The sequence below is a fragment of the Paenibacillus sp. FSL H7-0716 genome, from assembly GCF_038002705.1.
GTDB classification, from domain to species: Bacteria; Bacillota; Bacilli; order Paenibacillales; family Paenibacillaceae; genus Paenibacillus_AQ; species Paenibacillus_AQ odorifer.
On record NZ_JBBODA010000017.1, the window covers coordinates 99,357 to 120,064 of the forward strand.

At 50.2% G+C, this 20,708-nt stretch carries 16 protein-coding genes; 11 read left to right on the forward strand and 5 right to left on the reverse strand.

Features of this window, described 5'->3' with window-relative positions; all coding sequences use genetic code 11:
- Positions 1–68: 68 nt before the first annotated feature.
- From MHH60_RS20580 to MHH60_RS20590, 3 genes are all read left to right on the forward strand, one after another.
- Positions 69–2,279 (forward strand): GH92 family glycosyl hydrolase, encoded by a 2,211-nt coding sequence (locus MHH60_RS20580; protein WP_076136747.1) that lies wholly within the window; start codon positions 69–71, stop codon positions 2,277–2,279.
- 23 nt (positions 2,280–2,302) lie between these two features.
- Positions 2,303–3,271: an MTP-1 family protein gene (locus MHH60_RS20585; protein ID WP_256715171.1), complete on the forward strand. Its 969-nt coding sequence runs from the start codon at positions 2,303–2,305 to the stop codon at positions 3,269–3,271.
- 154 nt (positions 3,272–3,425) lie between these two features.
- Positions 3,426–3,644 carry a hypothetical protein gene (locus tag MHH60_RS20590; protein ID WP_143766739.1) on the forward strand — a complete coding sequence of 73 codons (219 nt, stop codon included), beginning with the start codon at positions 3,426–3,428 and terminating at the stop codon, positions 3,642–3,644.
- Between the two features lie 123 nt (positions 3,645–3,767).
- On the opposite strand, the gene MHH60_RS20595 is transcribed toward MHH60_RS20590, so the two are convergent.
- Positions 3,768–4,085, reverse strand: coding sequence for a hypothetical protein (locus tag MHH60_RS20595; RefSeq protein WP_143766740.1), 318 nt, complete (start codon positions 4,083–4,085; stop codon positions 3,768–3,770).
- A 1,562-nt stretch (positions 4,086–5,647) separates the two neighbouring features.
- Between MHH60_RS20595 and MHH60_RS20600 the strand changes: the two genes are divergently transcribed.
- The 5 genes from MHH60_RS20600 (at position 5,648) to MHH60_RS20620 (ending at position 9,199) form a co-directional block, all read left to right on the forward strand.
- A complete protein-coding gene (locus tag MHH60_RS20600; RefSeq protein WP_076136758.1) occupies positions 5,648–6,718 on the forward strand; it encodes an ABC transporter substrate-binding protein in 1,071 nt (356 codons plus the stop codon).
- On the forward strand, positions 6,627–7,043 hold the full coding sequence (locus MHH60_RS20605) for a carbohydrate ABC transporter permease (protein ID WP_076136760.1): 417 nt from the start codon (positions 6,627–6,629) through the stop codon (positions 7,041–7,043). Before MHH60_RS20600 ends, MHH60_RS20605 begins: the two co-directional genes overlap by 92 nt.
- 27 nt (positions 7,044–7,070) lie before the next feature.
- Positions 7,071–7,517 carry a carbohydrate ABC transporter permease gene (locus MHH60_RS20610; protein ID WP_081389059.1) on the forward strand — a complete coding sequence of 149 codons (447 nt, stop codon included), beginning with the start codon at positions 7,071–7,073 and terminating at the stop codon, positions 7,515–7,517.
- Positions 7,518–7,546: 29 nt separating this feature from the next.
- Complete coding sequence (locus tag MHH60_RS20615; RefSeq protein WP_256715174.1) at positions 7,547–7,876, forward strand: ABC transporter permease subunit; 330 nt, start codon at positions 7,547–7,549, stop codon at positions 7,874–7,876.
- 300 nt (positions 7,877–8,176) lie between these two features.
- The gene (locus MHH60_RS20620; RefSeq protein WP_076136763.1) at positions 8,177–9,199 is read left to right on the forward strand and encodes a helix-turn-helix transcriptional regulator; all 1,023 of its coding nucleotides are present in this window, start codon (positions 8,177–8,179) and stop codon (positions 9,197–9,199) included.
- A 152-nt stretch (positions 9,200–9,351) separates the two neighbouring features.
- On the opposite strand, the gene MHH60_RS20625 is transcribed toward MHH60_RS20620, so the two are convergent.
- Positions 9,352–12,018 (reverse strand): cellulase family glycosylhydrolase, encoded by a 2,667-nt coding sequence (locus MHH60_RS20625; RefSeq protein WP_076117191.1) that lies wholly within the window; start codon positions 12,016–12,018, stop codon positions 9,352–9,354.
- Positions 12,019–12,415: 397 nt separating this feature from the next.
- Here MHH60_RS20625 and MHH60_RS20630 point away from each other — a divergent pair, with 397 nt between their 5' ends.
- Positions 12,416–12,616 (forward strand): hypothetical protein, encoded by a 201-nt coding sequence (locus MHH60_RS20630; protein ID WP_076117189.1) that lies wholly within the window; start codon positions 12,416–12,418, stop codon positions 12,614–12,616.
- Here MHH60_RS20630 and MHH60_RS20635 read toward each other — a convergent pair.
- From MHH60_RS20635 to MHH60_RS20645, 3 genes are all read right to left on the reverse strand, one after another.
- Complete coding sequence (locus MHH60_RS20635) at positions 12,606–15,443, reverse strand: GxGYxYP domain-containing protein (RefSeq protein ID WP_076136765.1); 2,838 nt, start codon at positions 15,441–15,443, stop codon at positions 12,606–12,608. The two genes, MHH60_RS20630 and MHH60_RS20635, sit on opposite strands and share 11 nt — an antisense overlap.
- A gap of 190 nt (positions 15,444–15,633) precedes the next feature.
- Entirely contained in the window at positions 15,634–16,467 is an 834-nt protein-coding gene (locus MHH60_RS20640) for a response regulator transcription factor (RefSeq protein ID WP_231573870.1), read from the reverse strand.
- Entirely contained in the window at positions 16,427–18,268 is a 1,842-nt protein-coding gene (locus MHH60_RS20645) for a sensor histidine kinase (RefSeq protein ID WP_076136767.1), read from the reverse strand. The genes MHH60_RS20640 and MHH60_RS20645 overlap by 41 nt, the downstream gene beginning before the upstream one ends.
- 178 nt (positions 18,269–18,446) lie before the next feature.
- Here MHH60_RS20645 and MHH60_RS20650 point away from each other — a divergent pair, with 178 nt between their 5' ends.
- Positions 18,447–19,778: an ABC transporter substrate-binding protein gene (locus MHH60_RS20650; protein ID WP_076136787.1), complete on the forward strand. Its 1,332-nt coding sequence runs from the start codon at positions 18,447–18,449 to the stop codon at positions 19,776–19,778.
- A 41-nt stretch (positions 19,779–19,819) separates the two neighbouring features.
- Positions 19,820–20,707, forward strand: coding sequence for a carbohydrate ABC transporter permease (locus MHH60_RS20655; protein ID WP_042130098.1), 888 nt, complete (start codon positions 19,820–19,822; stop codon positions 20,705–20,707).
- Position 20,708: the final 1 nt, after the last annotated feature.

The following is a 20,708-nucleotide window of genomic DNA, read 5'->3' on the forward strand; positions in this document are numbered from 1 at the left end:
TGTTTATCTAATCTCAGCCTCATCTGTTTTTTAGAAATAGAACATGAAGAAAAGGTTGGTGTTTTATCTTGAATTTATTACAGCATGTCAATCCTCTGCAGGGGACAGCGTCCACATTTCGATTTTCCAACGGAAATACGCTTCCGCTCATTGCCCGGCCATTCGGCATGGCGGCGTGGAGTCCGCAAACGGACGAAGCTGGCCATGGATGGTTCTTCCATCCCTCTCACCGTCATTTCGAAGGGATTCGTCTGACCCATCAGCCCAGTCCATGGATCAGGGATTATGGACATCTCGTTCTGATGCCGCAGAGCGGAGTACTGGCTCTGCCGGCCAGGCAACGTTCTTCCTCCTTTCGCCCGGAGGACATGACGGTGATGCCCGATTATTTCCGTATTTCATTGCGTCGCTATCGGGCTTCGCTCGAGCTAAGCCCGACAGAGCGCTGTGCGAGCATTCGCCTGAAGTTCACGCAGCGTGAGGAGGCGAGAATGCTCGCCGTGCCGTTTGCAGGCGAATCCTTGGTTACAATCGACCCTGCCGCCCGAAGACTGAGCGGGTATACCCGGGCCAACTCGGAGGGGGTTCCCGAGAACTTCGCTATGTATTTCGTGATGGATTTCGACTGCGACTTTGATGTACAGGCCTGCGGCACCTTCACAGGGGACGGGGCGACTGTTATTCAACTCAGCGGAACCGGTGAACGTGTCGGAGCCTTTATCGGCCTGTGCCTGCCGGAGTCTGGCGAAGCGGGGCTTACGGTAGGCACTTCATTCATCAGCATCGAGCAGGCCGCCGCCAATCTCCGTCAGGAGATCGGCGGCAAATCCTTCGAGGCTGTCCGGGCGGAAGCGGCCGAGACTTGGGAAGATACGCTGAGCCGGGTGCAGGTGGAGGACCGGAGCGAACGCAAGCTCCGCACCTTCTATACCTGCCTGTACCGGACCTGTCTGTTTCCCCGGATGTGGCATGAATTTACGGAGGACGGGCAAAAAGTCCATTACAGTCCATATAACGGACAAATTGAGAAAGGGCCGATGTACTGCGACAACGGATTCTGGGATACGTTCCGAACTTCCTATCCCTTGTTCAGCCTGCTCTTTCCAAGCCGTTTGGGCGAGATTCTGCAATCCTATGTCAATGCCTATCAAGAGGGTGGCTGGCTGCCCAAGTGGTGCTCGCCGGGTGAACGCAGCTCCATGCCGGGGACACTGATTGATGCGGTGCTCGCCGATGCGTACGCGAAAGGCATCGAAGGCTTTGATGTGGAGCTTGCCTATGAAGGCTTGCGCAAGCACGCCTTGCAGGCCTCCAAGGACCCCCGTTTCGGCAGAAAGGGCTTCGAGGCCTATGAACAATACGGATACTTGCCGGGAGAGGTCTATCATGAAAGCGTCAGCAGCACCCTGGATTATGCGTACGGGGACTTCTGTGTTGCCCAGGTCGCAAAGGGTCTGGGGCGAAAGGAAGACTACGAGCTGCTGATCGGCCGCGCGGGCAATTACACCCGCCTGCTTGACCCTGAGCTTGGCTTCATGCGGGCCAGGAAAGCGGATGGAAGCTGGCTGGAGGCCTTTGATCTCCTGAAGTGGGGCGGAGCCTACTGTGAAGGAGGTCCTTGGCAAAGCAGCTGGGCCGTTCAGCATGACATGCTGGGTCTGGCTGAACAGATGGGCGGAAGAGAGGTGCTGCTGGCCCGGATGAAGGAGCTGATGACCGTTCCTCCGGAATTCAAGACCGGAGGCTATGAGATCGAGATTCATGAGATGTCGGAGATGGCTGCTGTCGATTTCGGGCAATTTGCCATCAGCAACCAGCCGAGCTTTCATTTGCCCTATATCTTCGCGGTGATCGGCTCGCCGTCCGAAACCCAGTACTGGGTGAGAAAAACGGCGGAGGAGCTGTTCAGCGCTGAGATGGATGGACTGCCCGGAGATGAAGATAACGGCAGCCTGAGCGCGTGGTATATTTTTGCCAGCCTGGGGATGTATCCGTTCTGTCCCGGCGTTCCCGAATATGTAATCGGCAGTCCCGTCTTCGAACGAATCACCCTGCATCTGGAGAACGGGAAGGAAATCCGCATGGAGGCGGAAAATCAGGCGGAAGGCCATTGCTACGTGCAGGAGGTCAAGCTGAACGGGCAGCAACATCAAGCCTTGTACTTCTCTCATGAACAGCTGATGCAAGGAGCAGCCATTGAGTTCAAACTGTCCGCTGAACCGGATGAGCGGGCGTCAGCGAATAAGGAACTTCCCTACTCTTTGTCCGCCCGGCGATAAATCCTACAAGAAACGAGGCAACGATGATGAACCTTCAGGAACAACGAAAGCATTTCGAAGAGACCAAAACGATTTATGACAGCAAGAAGCTGCAATTTCACGGAGTCGAAGGGTTCGATGTCTACAATCCCTCCCTCCCTTTCCAATGGGAAGGCGAAACCTATATCTACGGCCGTGTGGAAAAACGCGAGGAGTGGGCGCGTTCCTGGGTGAGACTGTTCGAGCAGACCGGGGAAGACGAGTGGACGCTGGTTCCGGACAGCATGATTTACCAGCTGGAGGACCCGTATATCAGCATCATGGACGGAACGATGATTCTGGGAGGCACCCATGTCCGCTACAAGCAGGGCAAGGGAGAGACCTACTACGGCTATTTTTACAGAGGCACGGATCTGAATGATCTCTACTATTTCACGACCGGCCCGGATTATATGAAGGATATCCGCCTCATTCAATTGAAAGACAAGCGAATCGGGGTGTTCTCCAGACCGCGGAGCGAAGAAATCCGCAAGCTTTACGGCAGTGAATCCATCGTCGGGTTTGCGATCATTAACAGTCTGGACGAACTCACGGCGGAGGTGATCGAGAACGCTATGGTGATTGACGGCCTGTTCGGGAAGGATGAATGGGGCGGCTGCAACCAGGCTTACTTGCTGAGCAGCGGCAAGGTTGGCGTCATCGGGCATAAAAGCTATCTGGACGAAGGCGAAGACGGCCAGGATATCCAGGTGTATCTGAATTTCAGCTTTGTGTTCGATCCGGAAACGCATGAGGCACAGGAGCAGAAAATCATCGGCACCCGTCCTTGCTATCCGGAAGGACCGGCCAAAAGATCTAGCCTGATCGATTGTGCCTTCACCGCCGGAATTGTGATACGCGAGGACGGCAAAGTGGATCTCTACAGCGGAATCAGCGATGCCGAGGCCGGAAGAATTGTGATTGATTATCCTTTTGAAGGATATGGGGAGATTCTGTCCACACTAGAGGGTTAATTCTCTCAGTTGCTTTATTCTGAAGTCCCACCGGATATCTGCTGTGGGACTACAGGCTGCGGCAGAGTCTTTCGAGACATCAAATCAATAAAGCAAAATAAAGAAAACAAGCTGGTGATCCTTTTACTAAAAAGGTACACCAGCTTTATTTTGCTTGAAGAATGTTATTCCTCGATTGCTTCCAGAGTGGAAAGTCTACTTTGGTTTTCTTCCTTACGTAGTAAAAGCAGGAGGTCGTGTATATTCGCAGCGTGCTGCCCAGTATCAAGAGTTATCGACGGATGTGAAGAAAGACAAGCAGTACCGGGTAGCAACGAGTGTAATGATGGCCGGAATCTTTTATAACAAAAAAAATTCAGTGAGCTGGGATTAAAGGAAGCGCTGACCTGGGATGCATTCAAAAGCATCCTAGAGATGGTCAAGGAGAAATAACCGGAGATCACTCCCATGTTTATCGCCGGAATAGAATCTGGACGCTGGGCATTTAATCGAATTCCTACCGCATGGCAACATCAGGCAGAACCTTGGGATGAATGGCTCCCGTGAAGCTTTTATTAACAATGATTCCGCCAAGCTGAACTTTGATCAGGAGAACGGCCCAATGGATGTATTTGCGGAGCGGCTGCTGGAGCTTCAGAGCGGCGGCCTGATTAACAAGGATGCGCTGACGGTAACATATGATAACTAGAAGGAAGTATTTGCCACAAGCCCAGTCGTAATCATCAGCCAAGGCATGTTGGCGCTCGGGGACCTGTTCAAGATCAATCCGGATCTGCAGAATGATATCGGATTCAGCCCATACCCTTTGATCCATAACGGCACGAAGCCGGTGGTGCTGTCGGCCGATGATTCCAGATATGCGATTACTTCCGAATCAAAGCACCCGAAGGAGCCAAGAAATTCCTTGCCTTTCTGCTGCAGCCGGAGAACCTTAAGACCTACAGCGAATTTCTGGAATCGCCTCCTGCGTTTACAGATGTGACCGCATACTGGAGTCCGCTGAAAGACCAGTCGAATCGGGCGCTGCAAACTGGCGTCAATATTCCGTTGACCGATACGTCGTCGGGTTTCTCCGGGGGACGATGCCGGCAGGATGGTGCAGGAGCTGCAGGAAGGTCAATATTCCACCACCTTAGATTTTACCAAGGCTTATAAAAAGCATGGGATAAAGCCTGGAAATCGACCCACAAATAACCTTACCCCGCTTGGGTCAGGTCCCGGGATGGATTGGAGAGAAGTGCAAACCGAGTCAGATAATATTCGTGAGTATAAGTCATAATAATAGGATATATATGTAAAAAACGTGCATTCATTAATAATTAAAGGGTAGTAAAGCGATTATTACAATTAAGAAAGAATAATTACTGTTGTCGTTGCAATTATTCTAGCTTTACTGATTGGCGTCTTCGTTGGCTTTCAAGAGTCAGTGAAGAAAAGTTCATTTCAATTTCAAATCATAAAAAGGTGGTAACATGGATCAGTTCGACTTGAAGTAGATTAAATATGAGATAGTGGCAAGCTGTAGGCCGAAAGCGGACGCTCTTTTCATGGAATAAGTTAGTTATCCTTGGGTCATACTAAATACAGACTCCAACTCATACAAAATCAGGCCCTGTTAACCACATATGGTTGGCGGGGCTTTGGATAGTATATAAGAAAAACGGGACACTATACATTATATTAATATAAGGGGATAGATTATGTGAATGTTTGGAGTTCTAATCTGAGTAGGACAACGTCTTGGTTATTGGCTATTACAAGTGCGATATTATTTGCGAAGACCGGGAATCTAGTCTTTATCTATATAAAAGTGTGCATGAAAATAATGGGCATAATATAGAATAGAAAAAATATAGACGTAGCAAGGGACGAGCAATAGGTGGAACATACTGAATGCAAATGAGTGTGCATAATTACATATGATGATGATTTCGTTAGGCTTTGGTAAAAAGTATTCTGAGCTTTTTAAAGATGAGTAACGCATTGATAAATATTAGGGTATTAATATGTTCAGTGAATTCCAAATTAAAGAAGATTTATTTGTAAGGGGAATTATATACTAATGCACATATTGAAGAGGCGGACAAATATCATTTATATATGTAAATTTTAAACGAGTAGGTTAGTTGAATTTTATATGACTATAAAAGCGACATTCCAAAGAATTATCTTAGGGAATGTCGTTTTTTGAATTGGACTACTTTATTGATTCGAATTTTCATGTCGAATAATACGATTAAATGTTTTAAATTGTAATAAAAATGTTAAATAAGTCATTAGGATCAATATAATACAAATTATAGAATAAAAAGGAAGGGAATTTCCTGCGAAGGAGGGCGGAGGTTACCAAAAATAAACAACAAAAGGAGATTTAAAATGAAAAAAGTTTTCGGTTCTTTTCTGTCTCTTACACTTGTTTTAATATTATTTGGAAACGTATCCTTTGCTACACCAGTAGAAGTTTCAAAAGACACCGAAGTAGTTTTATACGAAGCTGAGCAAATCACTGATATTGATTTGCTTTTAGAACGTGCGAAAAATGGTATATCCGATTTGGAGTCTAACATGTACACCTTCCCCCTCGAATACGGGATAGAGGTATTCTGGTACAACATCAAGATGTTCAAGGATCTCGGCCTGGAGCCGCCTAAGACGTTCGATGAGTTCATGAAGGTGGCAGAGAAGCTGAAGCAGGGCGAGATTACACCGATTGCTGTCGACGGCAAGGACAAATGGCCGGTACTCCGGTATCTGGCGTACAAGCCTTTCCGCATGACCGGCAATGATTTCATCGAAAATGTGAAGCAGGGCAAAGCCTCCTTCAAGGACCCGGCCGGCATGGCAGGTATTAATTTCGTTCGCGATTTGGGCATTAAGGGATACTTCCAGCAAGGATTCACGGCAACGAATTACACAGCGGCGCGCGACCTGTTCCTGGGCGGCAAAGCCGGTATCTATTACATGGGTTCGTGGGAAACCATGAATTTCGCAAATGATAAACTGAGCGCGGACATGAAGGATAACATTGGATTCTTCCGTCTTCCCATGATGGACGGCGCCAAGACGGCAGACAATGACTATTTCATCAACTCCGGCATAGGTGTTGCCTTCAACCAGGAGACCTTCGATGATACGATGAAGGAATTTGTCCAATTCCTTCTGGAGAAGTACCCGGAAGCCAATACGAAGAAAGGCGAGTTCTCACCTTTCATGTATTCGCTGGATCAGACGCAAGGAATGCCGGAAATTTTCTATAAGATTCAAGAGGAAATCGCGAAATCGGGAAGCGTCTTCGCGGTACCGTGGGATACCCGCCTTGATCCGGCCACGAATGAGCTGCTTGGTAACGAGCTGAATGCTCTGGCGCTGGGCGTTCATTCCCCGGAGGAATTCGCGGAGCTCATGGATCAGGCCATTAAAGAAAACGCGCCGAAATATTTCAAATAGCCGAATTGCACCAACGGCCAGCCGGGAGCCCGGAGCTTCTTCCTGGCATCTGTTTCGTTCGATTAAGATGCCACTGATTAAGCCAGTACTCATGGTGTCTATCATTATGGCTACTACAGGCGCGCTGAAAGGGTTCGACATCCCGTATCTCATGACGAACGGGGGACCCGGCCGTGTTACGGAATTGTTGCCGACGTATATATACAAAACCGCATTCTCCAGTCTGGACTTCGGCTATGGCAGCGCGATGGCCGTCTGTATCGTCATAGAAAGCCTCATTGCAGTTGCCTTTATCAGACGGATGATGGACAGTAAGGAGACCTGAAGATGAATTTACCGGCTAACCAAGGCGTTGATTGTTACTATTTCCTTTGTTCTACTTGTCATTCAAGTGTATCCGATTGTCTGGGTGTTTATCTCCAGCTTTAAGGCACCTACCGATTTTTCCGGTGATAATCCGCTTAGTCTATCCAGCCACTTCACCTTTGAGAATTATCTGAGCGTGTGGAATAAAGGGAATTTGGGAACGTATTTCTCCAACAGTCTGATCGTTGCCGTAACAACTATTGTGCTGGTGATCCTGTTCAGCGCGATGGCCGCTTTTGTGATTGAGAAGATGACTTTTAAATGGAGCCAAAGCGTACTCTTCCTGTTTCTGTGTGGCATTATGATTCCGATTCAGGTGGTGCTCATCCCGCTGTTCATTCTTTATAACAAAATGGGTATTATTAACACGCTCACCTCGCTGATTCTGCCCCAGGTAGGGTTGCGCTGCCCATCTCAATCTATCTTTTCGTGAGCTTCTACAAATATATCTCGAACGAAATTATGGAGGCGGCTGTGATGGACGGCTGCGGCGTTTATCAGGTGTTCTGGCGGATGATCTTCCCTCTGTCCCGAAATACGAATGTGACGGTTGTCGTCATGAATCTGATTTTCGTCTGGAATGAGTTTATCTTCGCAAATACGTTCATTCACGACCTGAAATCGCGTACCATTCCGGTTGGCTTGATGGACTACATCGGCCAGTATGGCTTAACCGACTGGGGAGCAACCTTTGCCGCTATCAGCATCACGACGATTCCGACCATGCTGGTGTACTTCAGCTTCAACAAGAGCGTTATTTCCGGTATGACTGCAGGGGCAACCAAAGGTTAATCTCCCATATACCTTGGACTGAAGGTATACTGTAAGCATCAGGTTTTATACTCTCCTCAGTCAGAGGGATGTTATGAAGTAGCGAAGACCGTCTCAAGGGCGATCTAGCGTCTGGAGCGCAAATCAGAGCAAGCGGGAAATCGCCCGGATCTTCGATTCGCCAGAGCACTCAATCAAGCGGTATTTACCGATCTCATCGTTCATGGGGACAGCCCATCGTTTGACCAAACGCCATAAGAACGATACAACCAGTTTGCGGCCATCCTGATCGGAAGCCCGTCAGCGGTCTGGGTAGAACGTATGAAGAACAATAACGTTACAGATGCTCTTCTGAGCTTCCTGGCAGATCGCGGAATTGTCGTGGAGCTGCTCTACGAGCAGCAGAAAATCATCTTGTTATGTATGGCAAGTCTGGAGGATTGCGCTGTATTAACGGACATCCTGGTAGCTGCAGCCGGGGCATTTTCGAGCGGAAGCTCACCGGATGGCATTTCTTTGCCCCTCGGAATCGGTGAGGTTGTAACTGAAATCATGCAGGCGCATCTCTCTTTCTTGTTAGCCGACCAAGCCTGCCAAATTGCTGTGTTCTTCGGCATGCCGGTCATGGAGGTGAACCGGTGGACGAAGATCTGTCATGTTTCCGGCAGATGGCTCTCCGACTGGTCTGAACAGGTGGATTCCTGCGTCCGCTACGCCCATGAAGATTTCGAAGAGCTGCTGGGACGCTTGGTGGAATGGGGAACGGGGCGATTGATCGCTCCTGCTGCCCTGAAGAAGGCGGGGATCCAATGGGCTAACTGGTTTCATGATCTGATCGAGGAGGACTATGGAATCAAGCTTGAGAAGGTGAGCGGAGACCGCACGCGGCTGACGGACAGAATGCTGGAAGCACCGGATTGGATGTCATTGCAGAAGCAGTGCCAGGATTTGGCGCTAAGCGTGCAATTCTATTTGAATGTAACGAAGACCTCCCTGAAAGAAAAGGTGGTTGATGAGATCAAAGCTTATCTGGACTCCCATTACCATGAGAATATCCAGCTTGATCAATTGGCAGAGCGGTTCGATCTCAATTCTTCCTATGTAGGCAGCGTATACTCCAAATCAACCGGGCAGACGATTCTGGAATATATCACTTGGCTGCGCATCCGGCAGGCGAAAAAGATGCTGCGGGAAAGCAGCTTCAAGATTTCAAAAATATCTTCCAATTTAGGATATGATAACCAGCGGTATTTCTGCCAAGTGTTCAAGAAGCATGTAGGCGTCAGTCCCGGCCAGTATAGAGATGAGCATATGGTGAAAAGTGAAGAAAATCAGCTTTTATAGTTAATGATCGAATATCATCAAGGCAGTGTTTTGAGACAATGCTTGCAGCAGTTCTTCAAACTTTCTCATAGCAAACCTAAAGAGCAGCAGCCATTTTGCAATAGCAGAGTGGCTGCTGCCCTTATATTAACTCACCGTCAAATCTCCTGCTCTTAGTTGACCGGGGTAATCCAGAAGGCTTCCCAGGCACCGGCTATCGTTTCGCTGTTGGCCAGCAGCTTGCCGCCTTTATTTTGGTCTGACTTGATGTATTTGCCGTTGGCAGCGGCATAGATACCGTTTTGTCCGCCTGAAATACTCTCAATATAGAACCGTTCCCAGGTTCCGATGGTGGTGCTTCTCGCCAATAGCTGGCTGTCTTCATCAACGACAGCGGTCAGATATTGGTTGTTGGCCGCAGAGCGGAAGGAAACCGTACCGTCACTGTTGTTCACGAGCGTAAAGGTCTCCCAGGCGCCGCTAAAGGAATCGCGGTTTGCGACCAGCGGGTTTTTGCCGCTGTTGTCGGCCGTAACGACTTTGTTGTTCGCGATCGAGGTGAAGCAGTATTTACCGGCGGCAAGGTTGGCGAGACTGGCCTTCTCAATTTTCAATGAAGAGGCTTTATCATTATAACTCCCTAAGGATGATGCATCCTCAAATAAAACCTTGGTTCCCCCGCTATAGTTATCATCATTATATAGAGTTACCTTGTAGCCTTTGGGCACTTTGACAGATGAAATGGCGTCGTTGGATACCCCCTTGCTGACCAGGCTGTTATAGTTATACGTGCCTACTCCAAGCTGGACGGCTTTCCCCTGATAGCCCGCATCCACAAAAAACTCGGCTTTTTTCGAGGCCACACTGTCGTCATAGACTAAGCCCGAGCTGTCACCGACCTTGGTGATTTTGAAGGATTCCCAGGCACCGTTCACTTGATCCTTGGTCGCTTCCAGTCTGCCGCCGCTATCCATATTGGCCTGCACAAATTTGCCGTTCGCGCCGGCCTTGATTCCATAAGTGCCGTTCCCCAGGCTGACCAGCTGAAATTTCTCCCAGGTTCCGATGGAGGTGCTGCGGGCAAGCAGTTGGTTGGATTCATCAATCACCGCACATATATATTTCTGATTGGCTTGAGACAGGAAGGAGACACTTCCATCATTGTTGTTTTTTAACGAGAGTGTCTCCCATGCGCCGCCAATGGCAGGTCGGATGGCCGCCAGCGGTTCCGCCCCGGCATTATCAGCCGTAACCACGCCTCCATTGGCCACCGAGGTCAGATAATATTCGCCGTCACTAAATGGGGTCGCACCGGCTTTTTCAATCTTAATGGAAGAGGTCTTATCATTGAAATCGCTGAGCTGGGATACATCCGAGGTCAGAACCCGCTGGGCCCCGCCAAAGTTCAGATTCTCGTACAGGGTAACCTTCAGCCCGAAAGGCACCTTGACTGAAGAGATTTTGTCGTTAGGAATTCCGGCCGCCACCATTTGATTCAAATCGTAGGAGCCTGCTCCGAGCATAACGTCAAGCCCGCCATAATTATCGTTTTCGTAAAAGGTAGCACTGCCGTCGCCGGTTCCGGGGCTGACCGTTCCAGGCAGATAGGCTTTGATAACATTGTGGATCTTAGCGTTCACGGTTGCGTTTGAGGTGCCGACGCCTGACCATTTCTGATGGATGGTATCCTGAGAGTCGTTATAAATATCCACCTTTTGCGGATTATGGGTGTAAATTCCCCATGAGGAGTTGGTTCCGGTTACTTTGTAGGTCCAGGTCGTCCAGCTCCATCCCTGCTGATTGAAGGTTGACATGGTATTCTTCCAGGCATCCTCTTGGTCAAAAGAGGTGAATTCCCCTATATAGGTCGGAACGCCATAGTTGTAGCTTGTGATGTCAGCGACCTTGCTCGCAATATACGAAGCCTGGCCGGAGGTGCTGGAAACCGCATCCCATGGATAGTAGTGGTATTCATAGACTACATTCGTCCAGCCGTATTGGCTCGGGTTAGGCAAATTGCCTGCATCCCAGCAGGATTCCATAATAACAATGTGATTGGAATCTTTGGCCCGGATGCGTTTGTAGATTTCATTATAGAAGTCCCATTGCAGACTGGTGGTGGCTGCGGCTTTAATTCCCGGCTCGTTCAAAATGTCATAACCGGCAACAGCGGGATTGCCGTTGAAATGTTCGGCAATCTTCTCCCATAACGCGAGCGTCTTCTCCCGGTTGGACGGGCTGCCGTACAGCTGATTGCCGTCATTAATTTCGCCTGAATGATCCATGCCGTTCTGCGAGCCGAAAGCGCCATGCATATCAAGGATGACATAGATTCCCCGCTGGCTGCAGTTACTTACGAACCAGTCCAGCCTTTTCCATGCATCCACTTTCAAATTTCCATTGTCATCGGTCAGATTCATATACGTAAAGGGCAGCCGGACTACATTCATCCCCATGCCTGCGAGATTATCGAAGTCTTGCGTAGTCCAATAGTTGTCTTCATAGATAGCCACCAGCTGATCTCTCACTGCGGCGCCAAACCGGGACTTCAATGTATCCATCATGGTCTTCTGGTCAGGTGCATTGGTTGGATTCATCCAGTCTTCTTGGACTAGCCAGCCTCCCGCATTGGTCCCTCTTAAATGAACGGTCTCCCCGCTGCCGTTTGCTTTGCGGATAGTGGTTCCGTTCGTTTTTAGAAAGTCCGCGCTTCCCAAGCCTGCTGCAGCATTTGCCGTGGATTCAACTCCGAAACCGATTGCGGAAAACAGCAGACTGCTCAGCATAACCAGACTAAAGAATACCTTTAACTTCTTCCTTGCCGCTCTTTGCTTGTGCATGCTTGATTACCCTCCATTTAATTAGTCTCCTTAATTCCTCATTCCCAGCATGGAATCGTCTTGCTGATTTGTTTCGGAAATTGAGAGGATGAACGGGTTAGTCAGGGGCACCTCCTTAGTCAGAATAGAGAGGTAAATGCAAATATAGATTTATATTAAGGTATATTACGGGTTATGCTATCCGTCTTAAAAGATAGTACATTAGGTCTATAATCAAGATGGAAAGGGCACACAGCATAGCCGCCTTCTCAACGGGTTTGTTTCTAATATCATTTGAAATGGCGTCACTACTGCCGGAAAGATTATGGGGGCTGGCTTTATTGGATATTCCTGATCCCGGGCCATTTTCAGAACGATATCCTTTTTGGGCTATTCGTGCCGAGTGCCGGATGGACATATGAACTGGGGAGATTATTACGATCTGGAGGCTTTGATTCGCCTGCAGGCGGGAATCAGGGCATATTGGTGTTTGCAAGCCGGACAGGTACTGACTCACAGGGAACAGTTGCATATCGGCAAAAACAGACGGGGTGAAGCGGTTGAAGCCGCCTCATCCCGTCTGTTATGGTTTTGCCCGTTTACGGATATTAATTATTGATCACGCTGTCGATCGTCAAGGTCGCCTTGTCCTCGAAGCGCACGCGGTACTCAAGCTTATGTCCGGGCTGGGTATGGTTGAAATCCAGGGTGAAATCCTGATATTGATTGGCGGCTGAGAACTGTTGGCGGGTAAGCTGTCTCTGAATGATGGTCTCGCCGGTAGTCGCATCCCGGACGTCGATTGTGGCGACTACATCATTGTCGGTGCTGTTGTTGTTCACCTTCATGCGGAAGGTGATCTTGTGTGCACCTGCAGGAACGTTGGCATCATAAGGGCCATACAGCATAAAGCCGCTGTTGTCCTGTGCTGGGTCCGCCTGCCAGCCACCTTCAACTGCGCGTCCGATGGTATGGCTGATTACGGAGCCTTCAGCTTCGTATTTGCCGATGTTCTTCGTAATCGTTACCTTGTCGATATTCACAGCGGAGTTGTCGTGATAGTAGGCTCTGAGCTCAAGCTCGTGACCGGTGGTATTATTGAATGCCAGACTGAAATCCTGGTGTAGGCCGCTTGCCTTGAACTGGCTGCGATACACATCGTACGATGTGAGCACTGCGCCAGTTGTGTTGTCCCGCACATCAAGGGTGAGGACTTTGTCGTTGTTGCCGGCCAGTGAATCTATTTTGATCCGGTAAGTTGCCGTCAGCTTGCCTGCAGGATAAGTAGAAGCATACGGTCCCCAGAGCATAAAGCCGGGACTGTCCTGAGCAACGTTTGCTGTCCAGCCATTGTCTTCCGCGCGACCGACACTATGGCTGAACGGGGAAACGGCATAGCTCGTATTCTCGGCTTCCAGGCGCGCGACGAGTGTGTCCGGATCAACCGGCAAACCATTCTGTTCCCTCATTAATTGGAAATAAGTATCGGTACGGACAAAGACGACATTTGGATTGGATGAAAAGCTATTTACTGTGGTGACAAGATCCTCGTAGTTGGTCTGCCATGGATTCGCCTGAATGGAAAGGAAACGCGGCGACAGGCCGTTCCAGCTAGCGATTCCCTGATTGATCTCGTGGATTAATGCGTTTGCAGAGTCGCCATAGTTTACGTTGAGACCTTGTGCAGGCAGCAAACTATTGTAAATGTCAATGCCACCTCCGCTTTGCTGCGTGGTAAGCCCAAGCAGGGAAGGAGCATTGTTGGCAAAACTGTTGCCGACGTTGCCATTTATGCCACCGTTGATGAAATTCCAGATTGTGGCCACCTTCAGGCCGCTGCGCTTCATGTAATCATCGGATTGGGCTATGAACTGGTCAAGGTAGGCCTGGTTGCTCCAGAAATTCGGATAGGTATATCCGATGCCACTCGGCCCTGAGATGAAAGCGTCATTCTCTGTGGCTGTGTTGTAATAATAGTCAAGCACGCCGGGCATTGCATCGAGCATCGCAGGTGAGATAGTCCAGCCCAACGGCACGATACCACGGCTGGCACTGTCCCAGAGATTGCGGAAGCGGCGTTCCATGTATTGCAGGTTGTCGCCGTCGCTCATGATCAAGGAAACGTAGATTTTATTTTCCAGCGGTATTTTGTTCGGCGTGGGCTTGACGGTGACGGTACGCGATGTGCCGGCAAACACCGTTAAATTGTTGGAATAATCGGCGGCAACCGTTGATATGCCGTATTCCGATACACGCTGCACACCGGAGGCTTCATCCGGCCACCAGCCCATGTATACGGTGCCGGCAGGCATATCGGCTAAGAATTGGCGCAGCAGGGCATCCTCTGCGGGTATTCTCGGGTCGAGCCAAACGACGGAGGCTCCCATGGCGGCGGCATAGTCTCTCAAATGTCCCGGCAGCTTCGGATCGAGGCCGACCAGCACCCGATGCGTTGTTTGCGGCCAGTAATTAGCTTTCAAGTATTCGTAGACCTGGATCTTGGTCGTGAAGTCATTCCTCAGATCTTCGAGAATCGGCAGGTTGTAGGGGGCGGACGTCAGCTTCTGGACCAGCTCAGGACCCGCTACGATACCATTTTGTACAGAGGCAATTGTGGCTGCGAGATTAAGCGTGTCCGGCACATTGTAATCGTAGACAACAATGCCGCTGATCTCATTGCGATATTTGGTTAGAAGCGACCATTTGTCTGCGACATCTGTATACCCGAGTCCCAGCGAGTTCGCCCAGGTGTGGCTCCCCTCTTCCTCGCCGAGTGTGTAAATACGCGGCTGGGATTTAGCCAGCAGCCCCTTCAGGGAGGTGAACAGGTTGGACGCATCTACCAGACTGCGCGGTGAAGATCCAACGCTGGACAGACCGACATAGGAGGTGCCCAGCCAGCGGACCCTGAACTCAAGCGCATGCCCGGCCGTGGCGTTGGTGTAGGTTAACTCGAAGCGCTGGAAGGACCCTGCAGAAGTCCATTCCTGGCGGGTGAGCGTGCGGGTTGCGAGAATCTGATTGGCTGTATAATCGTATACGTCGATCGTGACGACATTATCGTTGTTGGCCGTATTGTTGTCCACGAGCAAATTGTAAAAGGCTGTATTGATGCCGGTCGGAATGTCCGTAGCATAGGGCCCGTAAGCGATCAGCTTGTTGGGTGTGTCCATAGAGGTGCGGGCTGCCCAGTAATCCTGATGATCCTTCGTTGCTGCTAGGCCCGTCTCATGCTGGATTTGCGATCCTGTTGCACCGTAGGAGTAATCAGTCTTAAGACCTATAGCATCCAGCGTAGATGCCGGTGCGGATAAGGTCGGCAGTATTTGTGATGAAGGCCAGGTGACGGCGGCGGAAACGGGGGAAGCGCTGGCGAATATTCCCGTACCCGCAAGTATGATGGTGAAGACTGAGAGAAGCCTATTTCTAAATCCCTTTTTTGGCATAATCAAACTCCCTTCAATTTTTTGAATCCGTTTACATGATGCTGAATTGAAAGTGTAAACACTCCTCTCCAGGAAGTCGGAACATGCACACTCATGCTCACGGTATTAATAATAAATATAAATAACATATTAGTCAATAATACTTTTATATCATTTATGATTAACCATATCATTTGCAACACTAACCAGGCTAGTGATTCTCCTGCTTGCCTATTGTCAGGCTGAGGCTGTTGTCGTAATTGTTGCGGAACGCACCCGGCGTTTGTCCTGTCTGCTGCTTGAAGACGAGCATGAAGTGCTTCGGACTCTGGTAGCCGCATATGCTAGCGACATCGTAGATTTTGAGCGGCGTCTGTGACAGCAGATACTTGGCCCGCTCTATTCTCGCTTGTGTAATATACTCGGAAACCATTGTTTCCGTACACTGTTTGAACAGACGACTGATGTAGGCCGGATGCAGATGGACTAGCTCCGCCAGACTCTGCAGCGTAAGATCACCGTCCAGATTGTCTGCGATATAGGATTTAATTGCAGTGATGACATGCTTGTCGCCATGCTGCGATGCACCCTCCTCAAACATAATGGCTTGTCCGGACGTTTCGCTCTGGATCTGTGGCACAGGTGTGCTCCGGTCAAGCAGACGCTCAAGTGCCAGAAGGAACGCTTTGCGGTTTACCGGCTTCAGCATGAACTCGCCGACACCGATACGGATAGCCTGCTGAGCATACTCGAAATCCCCGTAGCCGCTAATGATCATTAAAGGAACGGAAGGGTAAAGGGCCTTGGCTCTGCGCAAGAAAGTCAACCCATCCATTTCCCGCATCCGAATATCGGAGATGATCAGATCAGGCACATTCGCATGCAGATGCTCTAGTGCCGCTTTGCCATGCTCCTTTTCTGTCACCGCGTATTCACCCGGCAGGGTATGCACGAGTTGAACAATGCCTTTGCGAATGATCTCCTCATCTTCAACGACCAATACTTTACGCAATTGAATCCCCTTCCTTTCCGATTGGGAGCACAATGGTGAAGCAGGCTCCTTTACTGTGCGTCATTTCTATCCGCAAGCCATAGGGTTGACCATAGAGCAGCTTGATCCGCTGATCGAGATTGCGGAGTGCCACTCCGTTTCGCCGTCCTTCCTGCGCGGAGGACAGGGGCTTCTGAATCGTCTCGCCTAGCGAGTCTAGCAGCCGGGCAAGCGCCTGTGCCGTCAATCCCGGACCGTCGTCCCGGACTGTCAATAGAAGCTGCTCGCCCTCCCCGCACGCCGAAATCCACACGTTTCCGCCTTCGGGCTGGTTCTCAATACCGTGACAGATTGCGTTCTCGACGAGCGGCTGCAGCAGCAGCTTTGGAATGAATAGCCCCCCGAGCGCCGGATCGGCATCAATGACGACGTGCAGGCGAGTACCAAAGCGGAGCTGCTGAATGTAGACATAGGACTCGATAAAGGAAAGCTCCATATGCAGCGGAACGAGCTTTGAACGAGTATCAATGGTGTAGCGCAGCAGGCTGCCCAAGGCAGAGACCATATCTGAAATATCGTACTGCTGCAGCTGGATGGCCTTCATATTAATCGACTCGAGCGTGTTATACATAAAGTGCGGATTCATCTGGCTCAGCAGCGCCGCGATCTCGGTATCCCGTTCCTTCACTCCAAGCTCGTACACCTCGCTCATCAGGCGCTCAATCTCCGAAGACATGCGATTAAAGCCCCTGGCGAGCTGACCGATCTCGTCCCGGCTTGTTGCGGGTAGACTTTGCTCGAAGTCGCCTTGCTGCACAAGCTTCATTTTGTTGCGCAGCTCGGTAAGGGGGCGGCTTATCCGGTTGGAGAAGTAAAAGGCCATTAAGACCGCAGCAAGCAGGCAGACGCCGCCGATCCACAGGGACAGCCTGCGCAAGGGCAGTGTCTCCTTGATCAGATTATGGCGCGGGATCAGACTGACCACCTTGAGCCCAGTCTGGTTCGAGGTATGGGTCACAATCAGAAAGGTCTTGCCTCCAATCATCGTCTTCGATACCCCGCTTTCGGCGGTAAAGGAGGAGTCTTTCAGCAGCTCAGACACGTCTATAGCCAGCCCGTCAATATTCTGCTGATAAAACAGCTCTTTGTTTCCATTCAGTACAAGCAGGCTGCCGATCTCGTCGTACTTGAAGTTGACGGCAAGCTGTTCGAAAACATCCAGCCTGAAGTCAACCTTGACGATGCCGAGCGACTCCATGCTGCCGGGTTCGATAATAACGCGCGCCAGCGAAACATAGGGTTTGGGCTTCGTCTCGATCAGATAGTCAGGATAGTGCTGAGGCAGCGCCAGCCATGCTCCGTTTGCGTGAATCACTTCTTGGAACCAAGCCTGCTTCCCCCCGGTATAATGAGGCTTGATCAGATAGGGGTCCATATTCGTGAAGACATCGCCGTTATTTGTAATAAAGTGAATTCCGCGTATTTCCGGCCTGAAAAAGGACGAGCCGGCCAGATAGTGGAAGATTTGCGACCGTTCCTGCGCTGTCGGATGAATGTTTGCGTATTCAGAATTTCCGTACTTTTTGAGCAGCCTGACAATCTCCGGATTGTAGAGCGGCAGCATGGACAGCTGCTGTTTTTCCTCAGTGAATACTTTATCCAGGCTTGTGTTGATTTGAACGACGATCTGTACGGCATAGTCAGCTGTTCTCCGCTCAATCGTTTTGGAGAAATCAAGAAACGTCACAACTCCCTGCACACCGAGCGGTACAGAGATAAGGAGGATGAAAATAAGGAGGATTTTGGAGGATAGTGTAAAATGTCTATACCTAAAAAGCTTATAAAGCGTTTGCATATGAATTCCCCCAATGCATAGACTTTGATTTTGATCTTACCATTTCCGCTAATAAAGACAATAGAATTGTAAATGCCGTTAAAAAACCGTACCAAATCTTAAACCAGCGCTATTATATTGTGAAAGCGGATTCAAATATACTGAAGACATATCCAAAGCGAGGGGGAGAAGAATGAAAATGAAAAAATCAATCGAAAGGTTTGTTATGCTAGCGGCGCTCGTTACCATTGTGGGCGGCTGCGGAGGCAACAATGAAGCGGGAAGCGGAACGCTTTCGTCCAGCACGGCTCCGGAGCAGGCCTCCGGCAAGCCGGTCGAGCTTACTTTCTATTATCCGATCCAGGTCGGTGGAGCGCTCACCGCAACGATCGAAAGCATGGCCGAGCAGTTTACGGAGGAGAATCCCGGTATTATCGTCAAGCCCGTCTATACCGGTTCCTACGGCGACACAACACTGAAGACGCAGGCAGCCGTAGCCGGCGGCAATCCGCCGGATGTTGCGGTGCTGCTCGCAGCCGATTTGTTCAGCTTCATGGATATGGACTCGATTATGCCGCTGAATGACTTCATTGCCAAAGACGGCGAAAACGATTTCTTGGATGACTTCTATCCGGCGTTCATGGAAAACTCGCAGCTTGACGGAAAGACTTACAGCCTGCCCTTCCAGCGCAGCAACGTCTTGCTCTATTACAACAAGGATGCTTTCAAGGATGCCGGGCTCGATCCGGAAAAGCCGCCAACCACCTGGGACGAGCTTGCGCAGATGGCTAAGCAGCTAACCAAAGACGGACGCTGGGGGATTGAGATTCCATCGTCCGCGCCGACTTCCTCCACATGGATGTTCTCCGCCCTCGCGATTCAGAGCGGCAAAAACTTGATGAGCCAGGACGGCAAGGAAGTGTACTTTGATACGCCGGAGAACGTGGCGGCGCTTCAGTATTGGGTAGATTTGTCCAAAAAAGACAAGGCCATGCCGGAAAATGTCATCGAATGGGCGACGACGCCTTCCGACTTTCTGGAGCAGACGACGGCCATGATGTTCCATACGACCGGCAATCTGTCCAATGTCCGTCAGAATGCGAAGTTTGATTTCGGGGTGGCGATGCTTCCGCAGAATAAGCAGTTCGGCAGTCCGACCGGCGGGGGCAACCTTTATATTTTCAAAGGGATCAGCCAGGCACGGCAGGAGGCAGCCTGGAAATTCATTAAATTCATGACTGATCCGGAGCGTGCGGCGCAGTGGAGCATCGACACAGGTTATGTGGGCGTCCGCAAGTCTTCCTATGAGACGGATACCATGAAGAAATATACGGAAGAGTTCCCTGCTGCGCTTGTGGCGCGTGACCAGCTCCAATACGCAAAAGGCGAACTGTCGACGCATAACAGCGGCAAGGTGACAGCGGCGCTGAATGACGCTATTCAGGCGGCGCTGCACGGCAAGATAACACCGTCCCAGGCGCTGAAGAACGCGCAGGCGGAAGCTGATAAGGCACTGGAGTCATTCCGGTAAACTGATAGAACGGTTCACAGGATAAGAATGGAGGAATCATCATGTTTAGCTTGCTGAGCAAGAGATGGAGATCGGAGGCGTTCGCTTGGGGACTGCTGGCCCCATCCCTGCTGTTTTTGGCTGTGTTTACGTTTTACCCGATTGGAATCACCGTTGTACAGAGCTTTTTTACGAAGAATCTGGCAGTGCGCGAGCCTGTTTTTGCGGGCTGGGATAACTATTCGCAGCTTTTCTCGGATTCCCTGTTCCACAAAGTGATGATCAATAACTTCTGGTACATGCTCGGTACGGTGCCCGGAGCGCTGGCGCTCGGGCTGATCTTCGCGCTGTTCGCGAACAGGGCGCTGAAATTCCGCGGGTTTGTGCGAGTATCCTTTTTTTATCCCAATGTCGTTCCGATGATCGCTCTGGCCAATGTGTGGCTGTTCATTTATACGCCTGAATATGGTCTGCTCAGCAGGCTGTCGGATGCGCTTAATGCGGGTTATACCGCATGGCTTGGCTCAGAGACATGGGTAATGCTGGCGCTCATCGTGATGATGGTGTGGAAGGAGGCCGGCTACTTTATGATCTTCTATCTGGCAGGTCTGCAGAACATCCCTAATGATCTGTATGAAGCGGCACAGGTAGACGGTGTCAGCAAATGGCGGGCCTTTTGGCGAATCACCTTTCCACTGCTCATGCCGACGACGCTGTTTGTGCTGATCGTTGCTTTGACGAATGCCTTCAAGACAATCGATCAATTGTTTATCATGACGCAGGGCGGGCCGAACAATGCGAGCAATCTGCTGCTCTACTATATCTACCAGCAGGCGTTTTCCTACTGGGACTTTGGCGTCGCCGCGGCATCCACGATCGTCATGATCATACTCATGCTGCTCATCACCGTCCTCCAGTTCAGGCTGGACAAAAAGATCCATTACAGATAGG